Annotated in this window: 27 protein-coding genes and 1 pseudogene; 7 read left to right on the top strand and 21 right to left on the bottom strand. The window is 42.5% G+C overall.

From position 1 onward, the window contains the following. Positions 1 to 364 precede the first annotated feature (364 nt). From MgSA37_RS09290 to MgSA37_RS09230, 13 genes are read right to left on the bottom strand one after another with little or no spacing between them, the layout of a single operon-like run. Entirely contained in the window at positions 365 to 1,054 is a 690-nt protein-coding gene (locus MgSA37_RS09290; RefSeq protein ID WP_096351428.1) for a MarR family winged helix-turn-helix transcriptional regulator, read from the bottom strand. Between the two features lie 32 nt (positions 1,055 to 1,086). Next, the gene (locus MgSA37_RS09285) at positions 1,087 to 2,163 is read right to left on the bottom strand and encodes an oxygenase MpaB family protein (RefSeq protein ID WP_096351426.1); all 1,077 of its coding nucleotides are present in this window, start codon (positions 2,161 to 2,163) and stop codon (positions 1,087 to 1,089) included. Further along, positions 2,163 to 3,410 carry an NAD(P)/FAD-dependent oxidoreductase gene (locus tag MgSA37_RS09280; protein ID WP_096351425.1) on the bottom strand — a complete coding sequence of 416 codons (1,248 nt, stop codon included), beginning with the start codon at positions 3,408 to 3,410 and terminating at the stop codon, positions 2,163 to 2,165. Before MgSA37_RS09280 ends, MgSA37_RS09285 begins: the two co-directional genes overlap by 1 nt. A 3-nt stretch (positions 3,411 to 3,413) precedes the next feature. After that, on the bottom strand, positions 3,414 to 4,061 hold the full coding sequence (locus tag MgSA37_RS09275; RefSeq protein WP_232010822.1) for a flavin reductase family protein: 648 nt from the start codon (positions 4,059 to 4,061) through the stop codon (positions 3,414 to 3,416). Between the two features lie 10 nt (positions 4,062 to 4,071). Then, complete coding sequence (locus MgSA37_RS09270; RefSeq protein WP_096351422.1) at positions 4,072 to 4,788, bottom strand: SDR family NAD(P)-dependent oxidoreductase; 717 nt, start codon at positions 4,786 to 4,788, stop codon at positions 4,072 to 4,074. Then, positions 4,785 to 5,468, bottom strand: coding sequence for a GTP cyclohydrolase I FolE (gene folE, locus MgSA37_RS09265; protein ID WP_096351421.1), 684 nt, complete (start codon positions 5,466 to 5,468; stop codon positions 4,785 to 4,787). The genes MgSA37_RS09270 and folE overlap by 4 nt, the downstream gene beginning before the upstream one ends. Then, positions 5,458 to 5,868 carry a lycopene cyclase domain-containing protein gene (locus MgSA37_RS09260; protein ID WP_157750510.1) on the bottom strand — a complete coding sequence of 137 codons (411 nt, stop codon included), beginning with the start codon at positions 5,866 to 5,868 and terminating at the stop codon, positions 5,458 to 5,460. The genes folE and MgSA37_RS09260 overlap by 11 nt, the downstream gene beginning before the upstream one ends. 17 nt (positions 5,869 to 5,885) lie before the next feature. Then, the gene (locus tag MgSA37_RS09255) at positions 5,886 to 6,218 is read right to left on the bottom strand and encodes a lycopene cyclase domain-containing protein (RefSeq protein WP_096351418.1); all 333 of its coding nucleotides are present in this window, start codon (positions 6,216 to 6,218) and stop codon (positions 5,886 to 5,888) included. Beyond that, positions 6,215 to 6,685 carry a sterol desaturase family protein gene (locus MgSA37_RS09250; RefSeq protein ID WP_096351416.1) on the bottom strand — a complete coding sequence of 157 codons (471 nt, stop codon included), beginning with the start codon at positions 6,683 to 6,685 and terminating at the stop codon, positions 6,215 to 6,217. The genes MgSA37_RS09255 and MgSA37_RS09250 overlap by 4 nt, the downstream gene beginning before the upstream one ends. Positions 6,686 to 6,688: 3 nt before the next feature. Continuing rightward, positions 6,689 to 7,210 carry an isopentenyl-diphosphate Delta-isomerase gene (gene idi, locus MgSA37_RS09245; protein WP_157750509.1) on the bottom strand — a complete coding sequence of 174 codons (522 nt, stop codon included), beginning with the start codon at positions 7,208 to 7,210 and terminating at the stop codon, positions 6,689 to 6,691. 5 nt (positions 7,211 to 7,215) lie between these two features. After that, positions 7,216 to 7,701 (bottom strand): hypothetical protein, encoded by a 486-nt coding sequence (locus tag MgSA37_RS09240; RefSeq protein WP_096351413.1) that lies wholly within the window; start codon positions 7,699 to 7,701, stop codon positions 7,216 to 7,218. Beyond that, positions 7,698 to 8,534 carry a phytoene/squalene synthase family protein gene (locus MgSA37_RS09235; RefSeq protein ID WP_096351412.1) on the bottom strand — a complete coding sequence of 279 codons (837 nt, stop codon included), beginning with the start codon at positions 8,532 to 8,534 and terminating at the stop codon, positions 7,698 to 7,700. The genes MgSA37_RS09240 and MgSA37_RS09235 overlap by 4 nt, the downstream gene beginning before the upstream one ends. Continuing rightward, the gene (locus MgSA37_RS09230) at positions 8,531 to 10,051 is read right to left on the bottom strand and encodes a phytoene desaturase family protein (RefSeq protein ID WP_096351410.1); all 1,521 of its coding nucleotides are present in this window, start codon (positions 10,049 to 10,051) and stop codon (positions 8,531 to 8,533) included. The genes MgSA37_RS09235 and MgSA37_RS09230 overlap by 4 nt, the downstream gene beginning before the upstream one ends. Before the next feature lie 243 nt (positions 10,052 to 10,294). Between MgSA37_RS09230 and MgSA37_RS09225 the strand changes: the two genes are divergently transcribed. Further along, positions 10,295 to 11,428 (top strand): MFS transporter, encoded by a 1,134-nt coding sequence (locus MgSA37_RS09225; protein WP_232010821.1) that lies wholly within the window; start codon positions 10,295 to 10,297, stop codon positions 11,426 to 11,428. Between the two features lie 58 nt (positions 11,429 to 11,486). Here the strand turns inward: MgSA37_RS09225 and MgSA37_RS09220 are convergent, their stop codons facing one another. Then, the gene (locus MgSA37_RS09220) at positions 11,487 to 12,071 is read right to left on the bottom strand and encodes an LOG family protein (protein ID WP_096351407.1); all 585 of its coding nucleotides are present in this window, start codon (positions 12,069 to 12,071) and stop codon (positions 11,487 to 11,489) included. Between the two features lie 295 nt (positions 12,072 to 12,366). Between MgSA37_RS09220 and MgSA37_RS09215 the strand changes: the two genes are divergently transcribed. Continuing rightward, positions 12,367 to 13,782, top strand: a complete 1,416-nt coding sequence (locus MgSA37_RS09215; RefSeq protein ID WP_096351405.1) for an FAD/NAD(P)-binding protein — start codon at positions 12,367 to 12,369, stop codon at positions 13,780 to 13,782. A 172-nt stretch (positions 13,783 to 13,954) separates the two neighbouring features. After that, a complete protein-coding gene (locus MgSA37_RS09210; protein WP_096357365.1) occupies positions 13,955 to 14,728 on the top strand; it encodes an HAD-IIA family hydrolase in 774 nt (257 codons plus the stop codon). A 77-nt stretch (positions 14,729 to 14,805) separates the two neighbouring features. Here the strand turns inward: MgSA37_RS09210 and MgSA37_RS09205 are convergent, their stop codons facing one another. The 4 genes from MgSA37_RS09205 to MgSA37_RS09185 all read right to left on the bottom strand — a co-directional run bounded on the left by MgSA37_RS09205 (position 14,806) and on the right by MgSA37_RS09185 (position 18,838). Then, complete coding sequence (locus MgSA37_RS09205) at positions 14,806 to 15,222, bottom strand: DUF3347 domain-containing protein (RefSeq protein WP_157750508.1); 417 nt, start codon at positions 15,220 to 15,222, stop codon at positions 14,806 to 14,808. A 319-nt stretch (positions 15,223 to 15,541) separates the two neighbouring features. Continuing rightward, positions 15,542 to 16,039, bottom strand: coding sequence for a DUF3347 domain-containing protein (locus MgSA37_RS09195; RefSeq protein WP_096351401.1), 498 nt, complete (start codon positions 16,037 to 16,039; stop codon positions 15,542 to 15,544). A 492-nt stretch (positions 16,040 to 16,531) separates the two neighbouring features. Further along, positions 16,532 to 17,992, bottom strand: coding sequence for an alpha/beta hydrolase-fold protein (locus tag MgSA37_RS09190; RefSeq protein ID WP_096351399.1), 1,461 nt, complete (start codon positions 17,990 to 17,992; stop codon positions 16,532 to 16,534). A gap of 66 nt (positions 17,993 to 18,058) precedes the next feature. Then, positions 18,059 to 18,838, bottom strand: a complete 780-nt coding sequence (locus MgSA37_RS09185) for a helix-turn-helix transcriptional regulator (RefSeq protein ID WP_157750507.1) — start codon at positions 18,836 to 18,838, stop codon at positions 18,059 to 18,061. Positions 18,839 to 19,037: 199 nt separating this feature from the next. Here MgSA37_RS09185 and MgSA37_RS09180 point away from each other — a divergent pair, with 199 nt between their 5' ends. Together MgSA37_RS09180 and MgSA37_RS09175 are read left to right on the top strand one after the other, a co-directional pair. Then, complete coding sequence (locus tag MgSA37_RS09180) at positions 19,038 to 19,538, top strand: VOC family protein (protein ID WP_172885303.1); 501 nt, start codon at positions 19,038 to 19,040, stop codon at positions 19,536 to 19,538. 5 nt (positions 19,539 to 19,543) lie between these two features. Further along, positions 19,544 to 19,909: a DUF2200 domain-containing protein gene (locus MgSA37_RS09175; RefSeq protein ID WP_096351395.1), complete on the top strand. Its 366-nt coding sequence runs from the start codon at positions 19,544 to 19,546 to the stop codon at positions 19,907 to 19,909. Between the two features lie 141 nt (positions 19,910 to 20,050). On the opposite strand, the gene MgSA37_RS09170 is transcribed toward MgSA37_RS09175, so the two are convergent. The 3 genes and pseudogenes from MgSA37_RS09170 to MgSA37_RS09160 all read right to left on the bottom strand — a co-directional run. Continuing rightward, positions 20,051 to 20,629 (bottom strand): Crp/Fnr family transcriptional regulator, encoded by a 579-nt coding sequence (locus MgSA37_RS09170; RefSeq protein WP_096357361.1) that lies wholly within the window; start codon positions 20,627 to 20,629, stop codon positions 20,051 to 20,053. Between the two features lie 115 nt (positions 20,630 to 20,744). Beyond that, the gene (locus tag MgSA37_RS09165) at positions 20,745 to 21,050 is read right to left on the bottom strand and encodes an NIPSNAP family protein (RefSeq protein ID WP_096351392.1); all 306 of its coding nucleotides are present in this window, start codon (positions 21,048 to 21,050) and stop codon (positions 20,745 to 20,747) included. A 105-nt stretch (positions 21,051 to 21,155) separates the two neighbouring features. Beyond that, a pseudogene (locus MgSA37_RS09160) lies at positions 21,156 to 21,455 on the bottom strand (DUF4267 domain-containing protein); the annotation flags it as partial. 514 nt (positions 21,456 to 21,969) lie between these two features. Here MgSA37_RS09160 and MgSA37_RS09155 point away from each other — a divergent pair. Both MgSA37_RS09155 and MgSA37_RS09150 read left to right on the top strand, forming a co-directional pair. Then, positions 21,970 to 22,878 carry a helix-turn-helix domain-containing protein gene (locus tag MgSA37_RS09155; RefSeq protein WP_197706109.1) on the top strand — a complete coding sequence of 303 codons (909 nt, stop codon included), beginning with the start codon at positions 21,970 to 21,972 and terminating at the stop codon, positions 22,876 to 22,878. Between the two features lie 232 nt (positions 22,879 to 23,110). Beyond that, positions 23,111 to 24,163 (top strand): serine hydrolase domain-containing protein, encoded by a 1,053-nt coding sequence (locus MgSA37_RS09150; RefSeq protein WP_096351389.1) that lies wholly within the window; start codon positions 23,111 to 23,113, stop codon positions 24,161 to 24,163. The last annotated feature ends 6 nt before the right edge of the window (positions 24,164 to 24,169 follow it).

Raw genomic sequence — 24,169 nt, 5'->3', positions numbered from 1 at the left:
CCGGTCATTCCGGGGAAGATTTTTTTGTTAAAAATACCGGCAATATCGTTGTCCGGAGAATGGGCTCGAAACCAACGTCAATCTTTCAAAGACGCCAGACTCTTCAAGTCTTTCAAAAAGTAGTTCGGGAAGCACCCACCCGGGTGCACAAAATCCACATCAAACGGCAACAGCCGCTTATGTTACATACGCTTTACCAAATCCAACCTGTTTTTTTTACTTCACACTTTCGACGCACTAACGAACCAAACTGACTAATCGTTAAAAAACGTATTAAAAATAAAACCCCCCGCTAAGTGCGGGCTCTTGTAAAGCTGTTTCCATTATGCGGGCAGTGCCGGTAAACCGCAAAGTAAGGTTTCGCTTATTTTCCAGCGCTGTTATCTCCCATAAAGCTTATAAGGTCTGCCTTGGTTGTTATGGTTTTCTTTTCATAGTGTTCCAGATGAAAATTTTCCAGCTTTTGTAAAAGATATTGCAGCGTAAATTTTTCGGCAATCGACAACTTCCCTGTAATCATTTTACTAACGCGGTTCATATCCACAAATACCCGGTAAAGCAATTCCCTGCCTTCGTTTGTGATCGCAATATGCTTGCTTCTTTTATCTTTTACATCATCCCATTGCCTTACCAATCCTGCGGCTATCAGTCGCCGGATGACTTCAGTGCCTGATGTTTTTTCCTGCAAATTATGGCTGATCAACTCGCTTTTTGATAAATGATTGTGGGTAAGTAAAATAGCCAGTGCCGTAAAATCCTCCCCTGTTTGTAAAGAAGTTCCTTCTAAAGCCTTTTTGATATAATACTTTGCGTAACGGCTCATAAACACAAATAACCTGCCGATGTTATTATCCAGCTGGTAAGCGATCTCCAGTGCGGCTGTATCATTACTTCCAAACCTCACTTCGCTATTCACCAAATCCCCGGAAGGATCTCCAACTTTATTCAACAAAAAACCTGTAAAATCCTGAATAGACACTTCCTGCCCCTGGTTCTCTTCTTCCAGTTGGGCTACAAGATCTATTAACTGATGAATAAGTTGGTATGATTTCATGGTGCGTAAAGTTATCAGTAATGGTTAACTATTCAAACATGTCCCGTTTTTGCCAGTTCAGGGTTCTGCATTTTAAACCCGGCATATGCCCTTCGGTAACTTTCACTGCTGTCAAATATTGGATTAAAAGTCTTCAAAAAATTCAATGTTCTAATCAGCGTAAGTTTGTAACCGGGCAACTCAGGGGCATTAATCGAAAGCATATCTGCAATTTCATTTCCAAGCAGGTAACGCATTAAACCCAATATATCATTTGCCGACGCTTTACTTTTATTAACCGCCAGGATGTGTTCAACAAGCGATTTAGAGAGTTCCTTGCCTTGCGCAGAAACACAGAACTGGCGCTGTTTGATCATCTCGTCAAGTTGCCGGGCCTGCCTGGCGTTTTCAGGAATTAAATCTTCATTTAAGCCCGTCAAATAACCAATCACAGCCCAAATATGCATAAATGCTTCCTGTTCCGGCTGACTAACCGGTATACCAAGCAACCGGAGCCCACGGATCACGATCAAAGAGAAAGAAAGATTGGTTCCTGCCATATCTTCCTGGTTAATTGGAAAGCCCCAGCTATCATCCCATTTATCACTTTTAAGCGTGTAATAACGAACTGCAGCGTGCATAATGCGTATTTTCAGGATCTCATTAAACGCATTGCCCTGTTTTTCAAATGCATCCGGGCCCATTACTTCCCAAACAAAAACGGCAGTGTCATAAAGCCTTTTGGTAGTTTGTTTCCGGATAAGTTCGGATAGATATAAAACCATAGCGCCATTTGCAGCCGTATAACAGTACGGTAAAGATAGCAGGCCAAGTAAACTCATGATATTTACGGAATGCCTTACAAAAAAAACTGACCCGGCTTTCATCAACCGGGGTTGAGCCCATGAGGGTAATTCGGCGGCGTCACGTATAAATGCAAAATCGGGATAAGCTTCTTTTAAACAATTTAATTGGCCTGCGCCTGGATTTCCGCTCAGCAATTGCTGCAATTCCTGCTTCTTTACAGGGTCAGCAAATATATATTTCACAAAATCATCTGCCGGCGGGTCTCCGGTCCTTCTTTTGACGTTTAAAAACTTATCGCCGTAATTTCTTTGTCCGGTCATCATTAGCCCATGGTATTTATAACGGCTTCTGCAGCCAATCTTCCGCTTTTCATGGCCGCATTTATCGAGCCATTCATCAAATAATCACCGCAAACAAAACAATTGGCATTCAAACGCATATTTTTATATACCGGCTCATTAAGCACATGATCGTCATTTGGTAACGCATATGGAATGTGATAAGTTTTTAAATGCTTCCAGTTAATTGCTTCGGGGTACCAGTATTTCAATTCATCTATAACACTTGCGCAAAGTTCTTTTTCGCCGGTCAACGAGTGATCGCCAATGAGCGATAACGATATTAAAGCATCCCCATTTGATGAATAGCGGGATGATACATTGTTCATTACTGCAATATTATTTACCAGCTTTCCAGGGAGGCTATTCAAAGTGATCAACGGTAATTCAAAAGGCTTTTTATCGGCCGTAAAATAAATATTGGTAACGGAATGATAGGCGTTTACAGATTGTTGAAGCGGCATGGGTAAACAGAGGCGGTCAGTAGCAATAAGTATAAAATCACCTTGAAAAATTGCCCCCTTAGTAGTTGTTACGTTATTGTCTTCCATTGCCCATACGCGCTGATTAAACAAGATCTCGTCTGCTGACAAACACTTGGCCAATTGTAATGGGATCGCCCCCATTCCTTTAGCGGGAATGGCTGCATCTCCTTCACTAAACATTTTAAACACGAATTCAAACATCCTGCTTGATGTGCTTAATTGGTCCTCCAGAAAAATGCCGGTCATGAAGGGCTTAAAGAACCGGCTCATGATTGTTTCGCTAAATCCTTCTTTTTTGAGGTAGGCTAAGGTTGTGATCTCTGGTTCTGCAAAAATAGCATCGATCGTTTTACGGGAAAGCTTTAACTTCAGTCGCAGCATTCGCAGTTTATCCGTAAATGTCGCGGCTGATGAAAACAAAGTACTCAACAGGGTACCCGGCTTCCTCATGGGATCGCCTATCCGGCTAATACCTTTTCTGGCTAAGATCATCGCGCCGGGGTCGAACCGGCAGAGGTCCAGCGCTTCGTAATCTAAAAAACGTTTCGCTTCAGGATAAGCGGTCAGGAAAACCTGGAACCCCCGGTCAAGCAGGAAGCCATCAACTTCATCTGTTCTTACCCTGCCACCCACAGCATCCGAAGCTTCAATTACCAGGACCGATTTGCCGGCTGCCTTTAATACTTTAGCTGCTGTTAAACCTGCTAAACCTGCACCAATAATAATTACGTCCGCATCCTTTTTCATCACTTATATCACGTATTTATTGTTATTTGTATACAAATGAGGTTCAATTCCCGGCTTTGCATAGGCCAGTCGCCCTACCGGCTGCGGAAGGCAATAGTTATCCAATCCGGCTACTGTCATTGTTTTTGCTTTACAGTGATCAACCGTACCATCACTGCAAATCAATTTGTCTTCAATTAACAGATGGACGATCTCCCCGACAATAATAGTAGTACCGTTAATTTCCATATCGATAAACTCACGTGGTTCAAGGGCAACACGAACAGTGGATTGCCCTACAAAAGGCGCTTTAAAGCCACTAACATATTGTTTTGTAAAACCACAAGTATCGAATTCAGATACGCGTGATGGGTAACTGGCACTGGTTTGATGCGCCTGCATATACCATTCGGGTAACACATTATTCAAAGTGTATTGCCCCGTTTCGCTGATATTCCGAAGCGTATCATTATGGTCGCGTTCCGGGCGCATCACAAGGCCCAGCAACGGCGGGTTTGAACCAAGGTGAAACACAGAACTAACCATGCATAAATTAGTAATGCCATCAGTGCCTGCGGTGCCCAGCAGGTGTAAAGATTTATAACCCACCAAGCTATTGATCAGGTTGATCCGATATTGTTTATCGAGTTCACCAATCCGATCACTCTTCATACTTACCATATTAAATTGTTTTTAATTTACCCAGGCCGCCGTCAATGCCGATCACCTGCCCGGTGATCCAGTTGCTATCGTCTGACAATAAGAAGCTTATAGCATTACTGATATCTTCAGGCTGACCATATTTCGCCAATGGATGCCTTTTTGCCGACGCTTCTCTTTTTTCAGGGGTGTTCAGCAGGTTTTGCGCCAACGGGGTGTTGGTAAGCGAAGGCGCTACCACATTTACCCGTATCTGGCTAACGGACAGCTCAGCAGCCAGTGACAACGCAATGCCTTCAACTGCGCCTTTTGCAGCAGCTATACTTGCATGGTATGGCATCCCTGTTTGCGCTGCAACTGAGCTGATCAAAACGACAGATGCGCTGCCTGCATTTTTTAATTGTTTAAGCGATTGCTGGATAATACGTGCTGCACCCAAAACATTGATCCGGTAGTCGTTTAAAAAATCGGCTTCTGTAAGCCTGTTGAATGGCTTAAGATTAATACTGCCGACTGAGTACACTAGTCCGTGTAATGCATCGGGCAGAAACCCTGTAATTGCATCAAGTGTTGCTGTAATATCGGTTTGCAGATGCTTAACCCCTACCGGCAAATTATCCGGCTCAGACCTTGAAATGACATATACCGTGGCATAATTAGCATTTAACATTTTAACCAATGACAGGCCAATACCTGAACTTCCGCCGACTACAAGTATGTTTTTCCCCTCAAAATTCATGATCCTATATATTTTAGAAATTCATTTTTTGTTTCGGCATTTAAGAATTGGCCGCCATATTCGGCTGTTACCGTTGTACTCCCGGCATCCCTGATACCCCGGCTTGAAACACAATGGTGATGCGCATCTATTATAACCGCAACGTCCCCGGTGCCCAGTGCCTCTTTCAGCATATTGGCTATTTGAATGGTGAGCCTTTCCTGTACCTGCGGCCGTTGAGAACAATATTGAACGATCCGGTTCAATTTTGACAAACCGATCACCTGCCCGTTGCTGATATAAGCAACATGGGCCTTACCAACAATGGGGACAAAGTGATGCTCACAATTGCTGAATACGGCAATATTTCTTTCCACCAGCATCTGTTTGTACTTAAAAGGATTGCTAAATAGTGTAGGTTGGGGTTTATTTGCCGGATTAAGGCCGCTGAATATTTCCTTTACATACATTTTGGCGACCCTTTTAGGAGTGTCTTTTAAACTATCATCATCCAGATCCATCCCCAGCACCTCCATAATGGATCTGAAATGCCTGGCAATATGATCGATTTTAGTTTCATCGTCCATTTCAAATGCATCAGGCCGCAGGGGGGTGTTAAACGCTGAACTATGATGTTCCTGTTCAAGATCACTTACAACCTGTTCAATAGTACGGTCATTCAATGTTTCGTTATTTATCATGGATTTTTGTTGGAATTAGCATTATTTGAGGTAGTTGCACCGATGCCTGCGCTGTATTTTGTGGTTGGCAATTTTTTTTGATTAAGAAAGTGTAAATAATCATATTAAGCAGGATCAGATCCATGCCATAAAATATATCTTCAAAGGGTATGGTTAACATCCGGAGATTGATGATTTGTGCCGGGTTATACCAAACAACAGGAGCCTGCAGCCCGGTACCCGTTAGTAACCCGTTTACAATAAAAAAAGGCAATAAAAGCGCCAGGTACGTAATATAAAATACGGAAAGCCAGGTTACTTTTAAGATGTACTGCGCTGTAAATAACAAGATAGCTAAAGACGCAAATGTATAAACCGTATAAAAATGAGCACTGAAAAGAATTACCATAAATGCCGACAAAACAATCAATACGGTGCTTATGAAAAGTGTTGCACGTTCAGATAGTCTTTTTTAAACAGCACGTTGAAACAAGCATAGGTAAATATGCATGAATAGGGAATGCAAAAAAAGAAAAGCACCTCTTCAACAGGCAGGCTACCCATATAAACTCCTGTTAAATAGTCGGGGTTAAAACCCCATATTTTTAATTGGGTGAAATACATATCCCAGGCTATAAAGATTATCCCGGTCACAATCATAGCCGGAAACAGCGCAGGCCAGTGCTTGTAAAACTTTATCTGCGGATGAAATGAAAAGACAAAGGGAATGAGTACCGTAAAAAAGTCGACCAGGAGATACGTAAATTTCATTCCTGTGTGTTTTTTTGGTTGTTACGGAAGTATTTCCGGGAGACCCAGAGCATACCAAAGCTTTCGCCATCATATTTCCCAGTATGTTTGTGGTGCATCTTGTGCGCCCTTCTGATCGCCTTCAAATACCAGTTTTCCGAATTACGCAGTACCTTTACCCGTTGATGAATAAAAAGATCGTGGACAAAAAAGTAGCATGCGCCATAAAGGGTAATGCCAATGCCAATACAGGTGCAGGCCGGTAAATGATAGATGGTACCTGTTGCCAGGCATGCAATGCCGGGCAGGGCAAAAATCAGGAAGAAAAAATCATTCCGTTCAAGAAAGCCGTAATGGTCTTTATGATGATGGTCACGATGCAGGAACCAAAAAACACCATGCATAATGTATTTATGTGTTAACCACGCAACACCTTCCATTCCAATAAATGTGGTTAAAACAATGCCGATATAAATTAGCAGATTCATAGCTTAATATATTTGATAATAATTTTCTAACACCTTTTCGAAACAAATCTTAAACCAGGCAGTAAATTCACCGGGATGTTCTATCAATGATAAAATCAAATTATCTGCTTCTACATATTTAAAACCAGCAACTTCAGTAGGGTTCGGTTCAGGCGTTTGATCACATATGCCGATAAATACGTGATCATATTCGTGCTCAATTAACCCGTTATCAAATTCGTGCCGATAGGTAAACTGAAATAACTCTGTTAATTCGCTTTCAATTCCCATTTCTTCTTTTAATCGCCGGCGGGCAGCATCAATGGTCATTTCACCCAACCGCGGGTGACTGCAGCAGGTATTTGTCCACAAGCCTCCGGAATGATATTTATCAAAGGCCCTTTGCTGCAGCAATAGCTGACCATTGCTGTTAAAAATAAATACAGAGAACGCTCGGTGCAGCGTTCCTGAAGTATGAGCAGCCATTTTATCCATTGTCCCAATCGCCTGGCCTTTGGCGTTTACGAGCATTACACTTTCTTTCAATTTTTCTATAATTTGAATTTGTCCGGCTTAGCCGCCGATAAATAGTTAAAGATCATTTCTTTTAATTGCGCGTCTTTGCTGTTATTGATGTTATCGTCTATAAAACGTTTGTCAGTGTACAGTTCATCATGAAAACCTAAAAAATCCGGCAGATTGCTCTGTATAGAATAACGAATAAAACGTATTTCCAGGCTGAGGGAATCGCGGTTTACCGCGTTTATTATCAGTTTTTTACCCTTGTTAAATTTTTGAAGCTTTATTATTGGGTTCAATGTATATTTTGCCTGTATCATTTCATTGGCGCCTTTATAGCATAACAATACCGGCGCATCCGTATCACTGTCAACCTGCAGCATGAGCCGGTTTAGTTGCCCGGCGTCCTGTTTAACTACCGGAGCACGTTGATAAAGATGCCTGACCGTACTGAGATCAATCGTTTGTACACCCGGTATTTTTATCTGCAACAGGGTAAGCCATAATATAACCGTCATAACACATTTAATTTATACCTCACCAATGAATCAAACATCAGCAAAAACTTGTGGCCGTTTGAAACCCTGATCCGTTGCGACATCACTTTCTCTGCGGGGATCTTTGTGATCTTGCGGAAAAGCTGCCTGTAATACACATAAGCCAGGTAAACCCCTTTACGGCATGAACACGGCAACAGCCTGATCCCGTTTAAGGCCTCGTTTAATTCCCTTAAAATATCGGCTTCAATAGCTCTTTTATTTTCTTCTGAGAAGGCAGATAAATTAACCCCCGGGAAATACGTGCGGTTTAATTCCTGGTAATCAGCGTTGATGTCCCGCAGGAAATTCACTTTTTGAAAAGCTGAGCCCAATTTCATTGCAGGTATTCGTAACCTTTCAAATTCTTCGTCCTTGCCGTTAATAAACACATGCAGGCACATCAGGCCGACAACCTGAGCAGAACCCATAATATATTCCTCATATTTTTCGGCGGTATACGACTGATCGTGCAGGTCCATTTCCATGCTGTTGAGGAACTGGTTGATTAGGTCGTGCCGGATGCCGAATTTATTAACCACCTGCTGAAACGAATTGATCACCGGGTTTATACTGATGCCCCGTTCAATAGCCATAAAACAATCCCGTTTTAATTCAGCCAGCATTAATGACTTCGGATAACCATGGAAGCTATCTACTATTTCGTCGGCCAGCCTCACAAAACCATATATGGCATGTATAGGGTCACGAACTTCCTTCTTTAAAAAAAGTATCCCCAGGGAAAAACTGGTGCTATAATGCCGGGTGGTTTCCCTGCTGCATATGGCAGATAAAGTATCAAATCTTTCTTTCATTTAGTATTGAGGTATTTTATGAGCAATTGAGCCGAAACCTTGCCTGAAATAATTGAAGGCGGAACCCCGGGACCAGGAACAGTGAGTTGCCCGGCATAAAAAAGATTCCTGATCTTGTTGTTTTTGATAGAAGGCTTTAAATGTGCAGTCTGCATCAGCGTATTTGCGAGGCCGTACGCGTTTCCTTTAAAAGAATTGTAATCAGATTTGAAATCGTTTACGCAATAACTCTTTTTGTAATCCAGCACGGTTCTGATCGCTACGCCGGTATAGTTTTCCAGGCGTTGCATGATCATTTCGAAATATTCTTCCCGCAAGGCTTCAGTATCTTCAATACCGGGCGCCAGCGGCATCAGTATAAATAAATTTTCATGCCCTGCCGGTGCAACGCTATCGTCTGACGCCGATGGGCAACAAACGTAAAAAAGTGGTTTAGTGGGCCACTGCGGTTCTTTATAGATCTCCCTGGCGTGTACCTTTAAGTCAGCATCGAAAAATAAGGTATGGTGTCCCAGCTTTTCAATTTTTCGGGTAACACCAAGGTAAAAAATCAGGCTGGAAGGGGCCATCACCCTTTTATTCCAATAAGCTTCGCCATAATTCCTAAGGCCCCGGTCAATAAGTTTTTCCTCCACATGGTGATAGTCTGCAGCAGCGATAACACCTTCGTAATTAGTTGTACTGCCTTTAGTGTTAAGCGCTGTTACCTTACCATTAACGACATTAAGACGGGTAACGGCTGAATCGTGGTTAAAAATAACACCCTGCGCTTCGCAAACTTTCTGCATTCCCTCTATCACTTTACCAAAGCCGCCTTTGGGATACCAGGTACCAAGTTTCAGGCCGGCATAATTCATCAGGCTATACAATGCAGGGGTTTCTTCAGGCATCGCTCCCAGGAATAATACCGGGAATTCCATCAACGTGATCAGGCGCTGGTCTTTAAAAAAACGCCTGACGTGTTTACTGAATGAGGTAAATACCTGCAGCTTAAACACACCGCGGACCAAGTCCCAGTCAGCAAATTCAAGTAACGACAGCCCTGGTTGTTGAACCAGTTTATTCATTCCTGTATGGTATTTATAGGCTGCTTCGTCTAAAAAAAGGGCCAACTGCTTTGCGCTGCCCGGTTCAATGGATTCGAATAATTCCTCTAAGGCCTGGTAGTTTGCCGGGATACGTAAAACATCCTGGTCTCCAAAAACAATAGTAAAACCGGGATCAAGTTGTTCAAGTTCGTAATAATCAGCAGCTGAATACCCGAATTCATTAAAGAAATTTTCAAATACTTCCGGCATCCAATACCAGCTGGGTCCCATATCAAAAGTATAGCCGTTGCTTATTAATTGACGGGCACGGCCTCCTGTTTCCGCGTTCTTTTCGTAAATATTTACGCTGCAGCCAGCTTTGGCTAAATACGCTGCCGCACTTAAACCTGAAAAGCCCGAACCGATTACTGCTACTGAGGGCTTTTCGACAACAGGTAACCCGGGATTACTGACTAGGCGTTTTGACATTGATAGATTTGAATTGGGTTGCTACCCTGTTAAATTGAATTGCAATTATAATACAATATTGTATTATAATTATATAATTAGTATATTATTGCATTAAAATGAATTTATTGTATAAACAGGATAGGTGGAACACTTTTACATTTCACATTCACCTATATTTGTGTGATGTTGGCCTCCTTTTTCCAATTATACCGTCAGGCGTTTAAAGGCCTTTCCCGAAACAGTTGGTTTTTAAGTATAGTGATGCTCATTAACCGGAGCGGCACCATGGTGGTGGCGTTTATGAGCGTTTACTGCGTTAAACAATTGCATTTTACCATTGAGCAGGCCGGTATTGTAATGACCATATTTGGTGCAGGCTCCATCTGCGGCGGATTTTTCGGCGGTAAAATAACCGATAAAATCGGGTTTTACGACCTCCAGGTTGGCGCCATGATGAGCGGGGGCATCCTCTTTATTGTTTTAGGCTACCAGCATACTTTTTTAAGTATGTGTATTGGCGCTTTTGTGCTCAGCCTTTGCAATGAGTCGGTACGGCCGGCAAATTCGAGCGCTATAGCCCATTACAGCAGCCCCGAAAACAAAACCAGGTCCATTTCACTTAACCGGCTTGCTATAAACATCGGCTGGGCGCTGGGCGGTGGCCTGGGGGGCTTTTTAGCGGCAATAAATTACCATTTGCTTTTTTGGGTTGATGGGGGCACTAATATCCTTGCGGCAATATTCCTGGTGATCCTGATGCCGAAGTCCGGCATCGTGAAAAGCTATAAAAAGGCCGGCGTTCCTGAAATCAGGGCCTCAGCTTACCGCGACAAAACCTATTTGTTGTTTATTGGTTTTGGGCTGCTGTTTTTTACTTGTTTTTATGAATTCATGATCATTGAACCTGCCTTCTATAAAATCGCATGGCATTTTAGCCTGCCTTTTATTGGCTTCCTGATGGCTTTAAACGGCATCCTGATAGCCATTGTTGAAATGGTGCTGATCCATAACCTGGAAGGGCGCCGGCCGGGGCTTGTTTATATTTATACCGGTGTTTTTATGGGCGGGCTGGGTTTTGTTTTAATCAATATTGTTCCACCATCGGCTATTGCTGCTACCCTAATCGTTGTGTTGATTACTTTAAGCGAAATGCTCAGTATGCCCTTTATGAACTCCTTTTGGATCCTGCGTTCAACAGATCATAACAGGGGACAGTACGCAGGGCTATACAGTATGGCGTGGTCTGCGGCAATGATCATCGCCCCTACTTTGGGCGGATTGATCATCGCCCTTGGCGGGTTCAGTTTATTATGGTGGATCTTCGCCGGGTTAAGTTTTATATCGGGCACGGGGTATTTCTTTATGTACAGGTCGATTGCCAGGGCAAATTTGTAGATAAGCAATACGTTGATAATGTTTAACGCGGCAGGTCACGTTGCATGGGCTGCGGCCTTTACGTCAAATTTCTATCCCTGAACCAAACTTCATCCGGGTTAACTTTACAATTTTCCATCAGGTTAACCAACTCAATAGCGTCACCTGCCGTGATTACCAACTGGCGGTTAGCCGGCTTCAAAAATCTTTGTTCAACCATTAGGTCCATTTGCTGCAGCAAAAGGTCGTAAAACCCGTTAATATTTAATATCCCGACCGGGTGATTATGCAAACCTAATTGCAGCCAGGTAAGCACCTCAAAAAATTCTTCCAAAGTGCCAAAACCACCGGGCAGCATGATAATGCCCTCGCAAAGGTCGTTCATCATTTGTTTCCGCTGGTGCATGTTATCTACAATATGAAGTTCGGTAAGGCCGGGATGACCAACTTCTTTATCCATTAAAAACTGCGGGATTACTCCTATTGCTTTACCGCCGTTGTTTAAAATTGCATCAGCCAAAATACCCATTACGCCAACCTTGCCACCGCCAAATACCAGGGTAATGTTACGGTTCACCAAAACTTCAGCTAACTCCTCAACAGCATGTTTTAATAAAGGGTCGCCGTTAAAATTAGCGCCGCAAAAAACGCAGATGGATCTCATGATTAAGTATTGAATTAGTTAGTAAATCATTATTGATTACTCCCGCCGGAAAATTACGAAATCTTTAAAAAGATCCTTCTTAAAGTTGTATAAACAAATCAATGTATTTCGTTATAAATCCCGTCTTTTCCATTACGCACTATACGATATATTCTACCTAAATAATAGACCTTATATATTTTATAGGTTAAATTTTACTCTTATTTATTAAAATAATATTACAAAAAGAAAATATTGTGTTACTTTAGCGGCTTAAATCCTATCGGATTAATATGATATTAAATAACTTGTAATTATGCACGCAACACAAATTACTATTATAGGTGGCGGCTTCTGTGGCATCATGACGGCAATTCACCTTATGCAAAATCATGACATCGCGCTTGATATCCATTTAATCAATAAAGATAACCCGTTGGCCAGGGGCGTTGCGTATAATCCCCACACGGCCAGCCTGCTTTTAAACGTGCCGAACGGAAAGATCAGCGCGTTGGAAAACGAACCCTCACATTTTTTGAACTGGCTTATAAACGACCAGCCACAACTTGCCGGCATAGCCAACCTGGAATGCATGTTTGCCACCCGCCAGCAATACGGGCGATACCTCACCTGCCTGTGGAATGAGGCATTGAAAAACAGACCCGGCACTGTAACCATAACTACCTACGAAGATGAAGCTTACGATCTGCAAAAAGAGGACGGGCGTTTTCACCTTTTTTTGAGGCATCATCCAATGATTACGGCTGATGTTGTGGTGCTCGCTACGGGGAACGAAGTTCCGCGTTTGCCTGGCGGCGTCCCTGCCGCATTTGGCAACAGCAAACGATATGCCGGCAATCCATGGAAAAAAGATTGCCTGGAAAATTTAGATCCGAAGGCTGATCTTTTGATCATAGGAAACGGGTTGACAATGGTAGACACGGTGATTGGCCTGGTTGAAAAAGACTTTAAAGGAAAAATTTACACCATTTCGCCAAATGGTTACCAGCTTAAGCCATCAGCGGAGACAAAACCAATTTACGGGGATGCAGATCCAAAGGAGTTGATGAAGAATAGCCCCTCGTTGCTGACAATAGTGAAATATATCAACAGGCACCGCAAGGCAGCTAAACTAAAAGATCAGTCATTTTTTAAGGTGCTGGATGACTTAAGGCCTTATAACCAACAAATATGGCGGTCATTCACCACGGGGGAAAAGAAGAGTTTCATCAAGCACTTTGCTAATATGTGGAATACCACGCGGCACCGGCTCCCGGTACCTATGTTTGATTTGATGGAAACACTGCGGGCAAACGGCAAACTGCTTAACATAAAAGGGAAAATCAAAGCCATTACTGAAACCAATAATAAGCTGCTTGTTACCCTAAACTGCGGCGGCGAAATTAAAACCATTAGTGTACAACGGTCGATCAACTGCACCGGCCCCGCCGGCGACCTTAAATTTTCGCAGAATGAGCTATTACAAAATCTTGCAGTAAATGGCCTTGTTTGTGCCGACGCTTTAGGGATGGGTATTAATGCTGACCCTGAAAACGGGATGGTTATCGGCGCAGGCGGAGATCATATCCCCAATTTATTTGTAACAGGTAGTAATTTAAAAGGGATACTAATGGAAACTACCGCCGTGCCCGAATTAAGACTACAGGCAAGAAAACTGGCAACGCACCTGATTGAAAACTGCCGTATGGAACTGCATCCGCAACAAATGTAGCAATATGTGCAATTAACAATAATTTAATATTAATGATAATTTTTTATTAAAATATCAATATATTATCATTTACGTTAAAATATTAATATTTTTTAAATTTCATACGTATCTTTGCGCAGGAAAAAAGGCTTACTATTTGAGCTATTTTTCTATATTTAAAAACAATTTTGCGATGAAACAAGGACTCTTAATAGACATGGATGGCGTAATTTACAGCGGCGATACCCTGATACATGGCGCTGATAAATTTATAGCCCACCTGCTTGAAAACGATATACCATTTACCTTTATGACCAATAACAGCCAGCGTACCCCTTTGGAGGTTACGCGCAAATTAAAAGGGCTTGGGATGGAGGTTACCGAAGATCATATTTACACCAGCGCAATGGCTACCGGTAAATTCCTGGGAGACCAGGGTCCCGGCGGAACAGCTTATGTTTTGGGCGAAGGCGGTTTATTATCCAGCTTGCATGAAAATGGGATCACCTTAGTTGATACTGACCCGGAATTTGTGGTTTTGGGCGAGGGAAGGAACTTTACATTAGAAATGGTGCAACGCGCAGTGGATATGATATTAGGCGGCGCCAAATTTATTACGACCAACCGCGACCCATCCCCAAAGAAGCCCGGCTGGAATAATTTGGGCATAGCGGCAACTACCGCGATGATTGAAGAAGCATCCGGACGCAAAGCATTTGTTACCGGCAAACCAAGCCCCGTAATGATGCGTTCGGCACGCAAATTCCTGGGGCTGGAAACAGCCGAGACTACCGTGGTGGGCGATACGATGGAAACCGATATCCAGGGTGGCGTACAAATGGGTTATAAAACAATCCTGGTGCTTTCGGGTATTGCCCAAAAGGAGCATCTCAGCCATTATGCTTTTAAACCGGACATGATCGTTGGATCCGTTGAGGAGATCCAGTTTCCGCTGAAATGGTGGTAGGGGTTAGAGATTAGAGATTGGGGTAAGATTATGGGTTTATTATCCGGAATTATATTTATAAAAATAATTCCCTGCGCCTATTTATTAGCAGCCAGGATCTCAGTAGTTTTACCATCAGTTGCCCAATCTTTATAGGTATAATAAGGGTTTTTAATAGCCAGGGTTTCGCTCATCCAATAGGCATTATTTGCCGGACTATACTGCATATAAATGGTAGTGGTATTAATTTTAAGCCCTTTTACCAGGTCGTACAGGGTTTTTGTAAGCCTGGCAAAATATGGCCGCTGTTCACTTCTATCAATGGTATAACACATTTCCTGGCAGTTATTCATCAAATCTTCCAGGTGATCAGCCAGAAAAAGCATTTGATCGCGATCCAGCCCCCTTCCCGGGTCGGTGGCTAACAGGTGAAATAACTTATTCGCTTTTATTTTTACCGTTGTCCCGTCGTTATTTACAAGCGCATTTTTCATATCGAAATATAAGCTCATCATCTGGTTAATATTATTACCAGGGTTCCCTTTCTGAGCGAACAAAGAACAGGTTATTAATGTAAATACAATTATTAAGGGGCAAGTTTTAAATGCTTTCATAACTATGGGTTTCGCGTTAATAAGGGCAGGCTGTTTATCCCCGGGGTTTAAAAATCTATATTATTTAGCTTTAATGAAGGGGGCATTAAAACAAACACAATCAATTTATTATCAAATACTTATTATAAGCTTAAAATTAAAGATAAATATTATTAAAACAAAAATAGCCGGGCAAAATAAATTGCCCGGCTATTTTTTAATATTATTATTTTTTAATTAACTACTTAACAGCAGCTAAAGTGGCGGTGGTTTTTCCGCATGTTGCCATCGCTTTGTCGCTGTAATATGGATTTTTAATCGGGGCGCTTTCACTCAGCCAATAAGCTTTTTTCATGGGGCAATAATCCATATAAACGGTCGAGGTGTTTAATTTAAGGCCTTTCAACACTTCATACAGGTTTTTTGATAAGCTGGCAAAATGCTCGCGCTGGTGCGCCACGTCAGTTGATTCGAGGATATGGCGGCTATCATATTTTAATTTTTCGGCATAACTGTTAAACAACTTTGCCTGGTCAGGCTTCAAGCCGGTTTCAGGGGCCGACAACGCAGCCAAAAGACCTTTAGCGCCATTACTTGCGTCATTTGGCTTACCCGCAACCAGGGCGTTCTTTACCGTAAAATAAGCGCTGGTAATACCATTAATGTTATTTTGCGCCCGGGCGAATGAAAAGGAAAGCGCCAAAACAAGCGCAATTGAAAGTGTTTTTATAGTTTTCATGATCGGTATATTTTTAGATTAAGATGTAAATTTATTACAATTTGTCTTTCCAAAGGAAGCAAATAATTAAAATAGTAAATAGGGATGGCCGGTCTTTTATTAAACTAAAAAACGCCCATGGTTTCCTTAGGAGCGTTAGGTGTCGGTTATGGCACAAATACCGAACGAGCTCACAACTGCTTTAGGGGAAATTGCGAATTTATGAAATTACTGATGCAACAAATCCTGCTTAACGACCTGCACAGGGAAATCGCGTTTAAAACTTGTCGCTCAAAATTTGGCTAAAGCCTTTATCTTTTTGTTTACTTTTTCCGTTCCTTAAAAGGAACGGCAATGAATTTTGGAAGCATGGCTTTTCATTCATTGCCGTTGGCTTTAGCCAACGGGTAAATTGAAGCAATAAAAATGGCTTTAGCCTCAATTAAATATGCCGGTTTTTTTAAACGCGATTTCCCTGACGACCTGCACGCCTAATCAAAAATTTAACGCATTTTACTTTTCATGTAACTTCAGCCATTCCACATACCTTTTGAGCAAAAAATCATCCCATGCTTTCTTATATTCCCCTGTTACCACACTAAAATGGTCACCTGGGTAATAGACAAACGTGATACCGGCCCCGAGCTTTTTCATTTCTTCTTCCATTAACCGCACGGCAGGGCACTGCTCAATATCCTCTGTGCCCACGGAGATCCGTAATTTCCCCTGCAAGTCTTTTTTTAAGTCCGGCCAGTGCGCGATGACATATTGCGTGAGGTCGTACCGTTTCCAATAGTTAACCACAGCCGAGTTGATGAGCAGCGTTTCCGGGTCAAACATGCGTTCCGGAAGCCCGCCGGTGCCTTTGGGGCCAAAAACGGCGTCAAAAGAAATATTTTGCTGCCCCCGGTAAAAAACACCTTCAATGCTATGCGTAATATTCGGGGTATCATAGACCACGCTATCGAGTATCGACGGCCTGTCCATGGTCAGGCCATCGACATATCGGTTCAGTTTTTTATCCTGGTACAGGTTGGTGGATGAAAACCGGCGAAAGTCCACCGGATCCGGCGCGCTGGCGTTCCCGGCAACAAAAAGCCTGGGATAATGCGAAAGCAAATATACCACCGTCCAGCCGCCGCTGCTGTGCCCACGGATCAGCCTTGCGCCGTTCGTCCGGTACTGTTTATCCAGTTGCGGGATAAACTCGTAAGCCAACGCATCGCCTACCAGGCCATTATTATCACTGTTGGCGTAGGTACTATGCCCCAGCGAACAATCACCATCTAGATAAACCTTTATACAGGCAACGGTGTCCAGGGGGACCGAGGCCAGCGTATCACTACTCTCGGACCTGGAATAATGCATATAGCCGCCACCGAATCCGGCTACCATAAAATAGACCGGGAAACGTCTTTTAGTTTCAGTATAATACTGCCTGGGCAAGATCACCGCAGCCCGCATGTACTCCGGCTTATGATTAAAGCGAGTCAGCAGTTTAGAACTGACTTTAATTTCCTTAACAAAATGACTATCAACAAAAAGCGGTGCTTTAACTGCCTGGTCGCAAACCAACGCAAAACCGTCTTTCGGATCGTTCAAGGTGACCTTCCGGCTGACATTGTACATATTGCCGGTGCTCAATCCTATAATACGCCCACCAATATTCAAATCCCATACAACCTGCACATAATAATTGCCACGCGGTATACGTGAAAGGAGCGTGGGATATGACAAACACGAATCGTTAAAAACGATCTGCTGATCGGGCATGATATTTTTCACCTTCATCCGGTAACAGGGCCAGCCGGTCTCGTTTTTGGGATTTTCGTTTTTAGTGGAAAGATATAGGATCACATTTCCTGTAAACGGGCCTTTATAAACGGACGGCTTGTAGCTGACATAAAATTTCTGTGCATCAGCATGGGGTATCACCATAAAAAATGAACAAATGATAAGGATGTAATTCTTCATAATTTAATTTTCTTATGAGCAAATGTATCAGGTGAACAAACTAAAAAATAGAATGAAATTTGCCCTTCAAAGTTTTTGATACTGTTTCGGTGATAGTGAAGTATATGTCCTGAAATTCCTGATAAAATGGCTTTGATCTGAAAAGTTGCAGACATAAGCCGTATGCGTTAAAGAAGCGCCCTCATTCTTTATCAGGGATAATGAACGCTCTACCCTTAGTTTACGCAGGTAACTACCAAGCGTACAAGCGAAATAAGTTGAAAAGTGTTTAGATATGGTAATAGGATTTACTCCGGATGCCTGCGACAACTCTTTCAGGGTTATAGTTTCATTCCATTTATCATTCAACAATTGATAAACAATACCAACCCAGGTGGGCAGGGACTTTTTTAGGGCAATTGCCTGCGAAAGCGAAGCAAATTCCGAAAATAACATTTTTACAGAGTCAGTTGTAAAATCATCGTTGTAAAGTAATTCACGGTACATTTTTAACATCAGGAATTTAGCGTCAGGGGATTTTTTTATGGCGTTTAAAATATCCTTTTCGGCGAGGTTATTTTCAGCAAATGCCTTGGGTTTAATATCAAGGGAAATATAACGGGTGGGTATTTCGGCAAAGTTGGTTTCATGCGCTTCGCCGGCATGCAAGAATGTTATATCTGCTGCTTCCCGTTCATAAGTTGAGTATTGTCTCCTTTCAACGCAGCCCCCATCCAATATGAAAACCAGGTTAGCATGCTCATGCTCATGTTTGCCCGCGCCATTCCCCGCGCCAAACCGGGTAGAAATCCGGATATCCAGGCTATCAGTAATTTTCGCTACTTCTTTAATAAATGAGGGCCTCATTATAATATACTTAATACGAAAGTATTCGTAATATCCATACCAAAACCATATGCAATTGATTATTAGACTCATAGTTTATTTTAATAAAAATAAAGTTGTTACAAAATCGTACGCTTGCTGTGCGTTTATGATATTTTTTTGCGTGGACAAAAGGCATCGTGAAACAAAAAAGACATATCTTTAGCTTAAAACCCACATCATGAAAAAGTTTACGTTAATAGCCATGTTCTGCACAGCCTTCTTGTTGGGCTATGGTTTCAGCCGTTTAACCAACCCGGTTAATAGCGGCCCGCGTGTTACGGGTATCGGCGGTATATTTTTTAAGGCCAAAGACCCGGCTGCGCTTAAAGCATGGTACAGCAAGAACCTGGGCATTCGTATGAGTGATTACGGTGCAACTTTTGAATGGCACCAGGGCATGGACAGCACAAAAAAGGGTTTTACGGCATGGGCGCCATTTAAAGAAACCACCAAATACTTTCAACCCTCCGAAAAGCAATTCATGATCAATTACCGCGTAGAAGGTTTAAATCAGCTTTTAGCCCAAATGAAAACGGCAGGCATCCTGCCGGTTGATAGCGTGGAAAAAACGAGCTATGGTAATTTTGTACACTTAATGGATCCGGAGGGCAATAAGATAGAATTGTGGGAACCCAATGATGTGGAATATGCCAAAATGGGGAGCACCACCACCAAATAAACAATATGAATAACACCGACATACACAACGAGCGTATTGCAAAAATGACCTTTGCCTCGGTCTATCCTCTGTATCTCGCAAAGGTAGAGAAGAAAGGTAGAACAATAGAAGAGTTGAACCAGGTGATAGAATGGTTAACCGGTTTCAATAACGAGAAACTAAAAGACCTGATTGACAAAAAAGCAACTTTTGAAACATTCTTTCAACTAGCTTCGCTAAATCCAAACACATACCTCATCACCGGGGTAATCTGCGGGTATCGCGTAGAGGAAATTGAGAATCCCCTGACGCAGCAGGTTCGATATTTGGACAAGTTGGTGGATGAGTTAGCGAAGGGAAGGAAAATGGAGAAGATATTGCGGGGCTCGTAAGGAATCAGGAAACTGTCTCTCGGTTAGGCCAGGCGGTTCCTTGGCACACTCCTACTAAAATCATTTTTTTGCTTTTTTTGTTAAGCTTATAAAGCAAAATTCCATGAAATAGCCCCCGATTAATGCACCTTGGTTAACAAATCAGAACTGAGTAAAAATTCTTTTACGGATGCGGCTTAGAGATTGCGGTTTTACCCCAACAAATGACGCTATATGGTACTGGGAGATCCTTTGCTGCAGATCGGCGTGGTTTTTTAAAAACCGCTCGTAACGAAGTTCTGGTGTTTCAGCATATAACGAACTGATGTCCTGTAGTAATTTTACAAAGACAGCCTCAATAGCTATCCTGCCAAAACGTTCACCTCCGCGAACGTTCGCATAAAATAGTTGCAGGTCAGCATGTGAAATGACAAAAACGACACTGTCTTCTAAAGCCTGGATGTTTTTCGAAGAAGGAACCTGTGGAAGAAAACTTTCATAGTTGCATACAAATTCATTTTCCTGGGAAAAGTCATATATTTTTTCCTCCCCATCCTGATTAATATAGAAGCGCATCAACCCCTTTGCCACAAATCCTACTTGTTTGCAAATTCGTCCTTCTTCTAAAAAAAAGTCGCCCTTTTTATAAGTCTTCTCCTTAAACAAAGCGGTCACGGTATCTATCTCCGCAGGGCTTAGCGGAATAACCCTTTGTATGCTGTTAAATAACCTATTTATCATTTTGGGTATCCTTTTAATGTTGCCGACAACGTTTGTATTTATTTTGAACCGGATTAAAGCCAAAAATACACAACATGCGCACATGTTGTGTATTAACCCTTAGGTAGAACGTAAATCAGTTTGCAGACCTCAATATTTTGGTTTCTACGTTAGTGAATTTGCTTCGTTCAAATCCTGCCATGTTATCAGCAAACTCAGGACTTTTGAAATATTGTTCAGTCATCTCATCAGGATCAGCATTGTCCGGAAAGGAAATGATTACGATTACCTGGTTCGCTATTTCGGGTGTATTACCGATATAAACCCCTTTGATTTCGAAACCAAATTTTGGAAGGCTCCTAATATGTTTGTCCCAACGTTCTGTAAAATAATGTTCTGCTGTTTCTTTATCAGCAAGGGTGTAAATTCTTAATTGTTCCATGATGTGTATCTTTGTTGTCAACAATATTCTGACTGATCAGCTTAATGATTCCCGCTGTTTTAATGGCACTTTTATTTGAGGTTTAGCTGCCAGCAGCAGTATGCCGACTACCGAACAAATGATAGTCGCTACGATATGTGGTATGGCTTGCTGCACACTGGTGTAACTTTTGCTAAGGACAGTGATCATATCGGAAACCGGAATGATTGTCGCTACGAATAGCATTACGCCCAGTGCCCTGCGCTCTTTCATTAAGACCAATGCACACAATAAGATTCCGGAAAATATATCTCTGATACCTTTTATGTGATGAAAGGAGTAATCCCCGTTGGCATTAAATCGGATGCCGAATGCGGCTGTTGCTACTTCAGGAGAGAAAAAAAAGCGGGCTCCCAGGAAAACCATTCCCAGGCCCAATAAAAATGCGATTGCATAAGCGGTTTTTGTTGTCATAATGATTTGTTTTTAAATAATGACACAAAATTATCCCTGCCGCAGCGGGCATTCATGCACCTGGGTTAACAAATCAAAATTGGTAGAAATTTTTGGACGGATACGGCTTATTATTGCGTATTCACCCCAACAAAGGAGGCGATATGGTATTGGGAAGTACTTTGTGGCAGCTCAGCGTGTCTTTTTAAAAACATCAATTCCTTGAGCTGATTGTTTGAAGGTCAAACAAGATCGACCTTTCCAGGCAAAGCCTGATTGCGAAAATACCTTAAATCAATTGTTTGAGGATAAATGTAGCTGGCAACTTTATAGCCAGCTACATTTGGGTCGGTTATGGGTCTAATTACGAACCAGTTTATAGCGGATTTACAGAAAATAGCACGGATTTGAAGACGTTTATGGTACAGGTTTCGAACCAAGCCAAAGGATGGTTGGTGAAAGATTATTCCTAATCAACGTGCAAATCATGCACCCTAAAAATAAAAAGTTTGCGATCAAAAAAAAGCTACCAATCCTTTACTTTGTCACGTTTTCGCTTGTAGTGCGTCCATACAAAAAGAAGATTTTGGTAGAAATTTTTGAAAACATCCGGAAAATATATGAATTCAAGACACCTTGCCAGGACCTTGCAAATCATATTGAATTTTTTTCGGAATCCTCACCTGATGCAACCAGACAATATATCTCAGAAGAAAATTTTTCCATCAAAATGTTCCCCAGCTGGACACCTACCTTCTATATTAACCTGGGTGCAAGCTACCACATTACCGTCGGCAATCGTACTTACGCTGTCAGTAAGGACCAGGATATTGCTATTTTAAGAAACAGCATTGTCGAAAGGCATAATGCGCCAACCGATCATATTTTTACCGTTAAGTTTTATCCGGGAAGCCTGGAAACGATCCTGAACATCAACCAAAGCGGCCTGATCGACCGGGTGACTGACCTGTCTGCGCTATTGCCGCGTGGGCTGTTGCAATCCGTGAAAGAAGCCCGCTCTTTTGAAGAGCGCGTATCCCTCCTGGAGGCCTGGTTACTAAACCAGCACCAAAACAAAAGCAATAACCGTTTACACTTTATCCGGGAAGCGATCGGCAATTACCTGCAAGGCGACCTTTTGCCGGGCATCAATGAACTGGCTGAAAAGCAATTTGTTTCCTCCAAAACTTTCAACCGCAATTTTCACCGGGTAGTTGGTACTTCGCCTAAAAATTATTTCTCCGTTATCCGGGCAAGAACAGCCCTATCCGCTTACGTGTTACGTGACCCGCTATTTACGCCAACAGCGTTCGGCTATTACGACATGAGCCATTTCTACAAAGAAGTGATTGCCTTTACCGGTCAAAAACTGACCGTTAGTAAACGGTTGATATAGTCCGAAGTTTACTATCTTTTGTTCCCTTGAAAGGCTTCATTTGCCCCATGAAGTATGCTTTCCCCATTTTCGTTGTCCTGATCATGCTTTTTAGTATTATTGTCACTATCGTGTTCATCGCCCTTGTATGGTCTTTTTGCGGTAGTTTGTATTTCTGATATTACCTGCAAATAGTCCGATATTTACTATCCTTGAACCACTTAAAGCCGTTTCTTTGGCAAAAAAATCAATTATGAAATTATCTTTTTACTTATATGTTTTTTTTCTGGCGTTTTCTCTGAAGGTGAGTGCCCAGGGAAATCCGCAGAAGGACTGGGAGGAACTGAAGGATAAAACTGGCTGGAACATGAAGCGCCTGGATACATTGCATTCATTTTTGGTGGATAGCACACCGGTTACGGGTTATATGATCATCCAGCGCGGCAAAGTCGTGTTCCAGTTCGGCGATGTAGTGGAAAACAGTTATATCGCCTCCTGCCGCAAAAGTGTATTGGCTATGATCTATGGCGCGCATGTGCGGTCCGGGGAGATCAAGCTGGATAAAACCGTAAAGGAACTTGGTTTAGATGATGTCGGCGGCCTGCTTGCGGTTGAAAAGGAAGCGTCTATACGGGATATTATTTCTGCACGTTCCGGCATCTATCATCTGGCTAGTTATCCGGGAGATTTCTTGTCGTTGGCTCCCAAGCGGGGCTCCGTAAAACATGGCACCTATTGGCTCTACAGCAATTGGGATTTTAATGTGGCCGGATATATTTTTGAGAAGGAAACCGGCAAAAATATTTATGACGAAGTGGAACGGCAACTGGCCATCCCCTTACAAATGCAGGACTGGAAACGCTCCCTCCAGCAAAAGGAAGGCGATAGCACCCGGTCAGTTTACCCTGCTTACCCGATGTGGTTCTCTACCCGCGATATGGCCCGGATCGGGCTGCTGATGCTCAACAAGGGAAAATGGGGCAGCCAGCAACTGATTGACTCAAAATGGGTTGCTGATATGGTCAGCCAAAAAACTAACGCAGCCGAGATCAATAGGAATGTCCCCATTTTCCGCAAAGACCCGCACCAGTTTGGTTATGGCTACCTGTGGTGGCTTTGGCAAAACGTCAGCGATAAACGCCTGGAAGGCGGCTATTCTGCTATGGGCTCCATGGGTCAAAGCATCACCGTTTTTCCTGCTGTGGATATGGTCATCGTTTACAAAACCAAATCAGACTGCGAAAGAAATACCAATTTTAATGCAACCCTTAAATTGCTGACTTATGCAGCTCAATCCTATAATTAAAAAAGA

Origin of the sequence: Mucilaginibacter gotjawali (assembly GCF_002355435.1) — a bacterium.
GTDB classification, from domain to species: Bacteria; Bacteroidota; Bacteroidia; order Sphingobacteriales; family Sphingobacteriaceae; genus Mucilaginibacter; species Mucilaginibacter gotjawali.
This window is presented reverse-complemented; position numbering and strand designations above follow the sequence as displayed.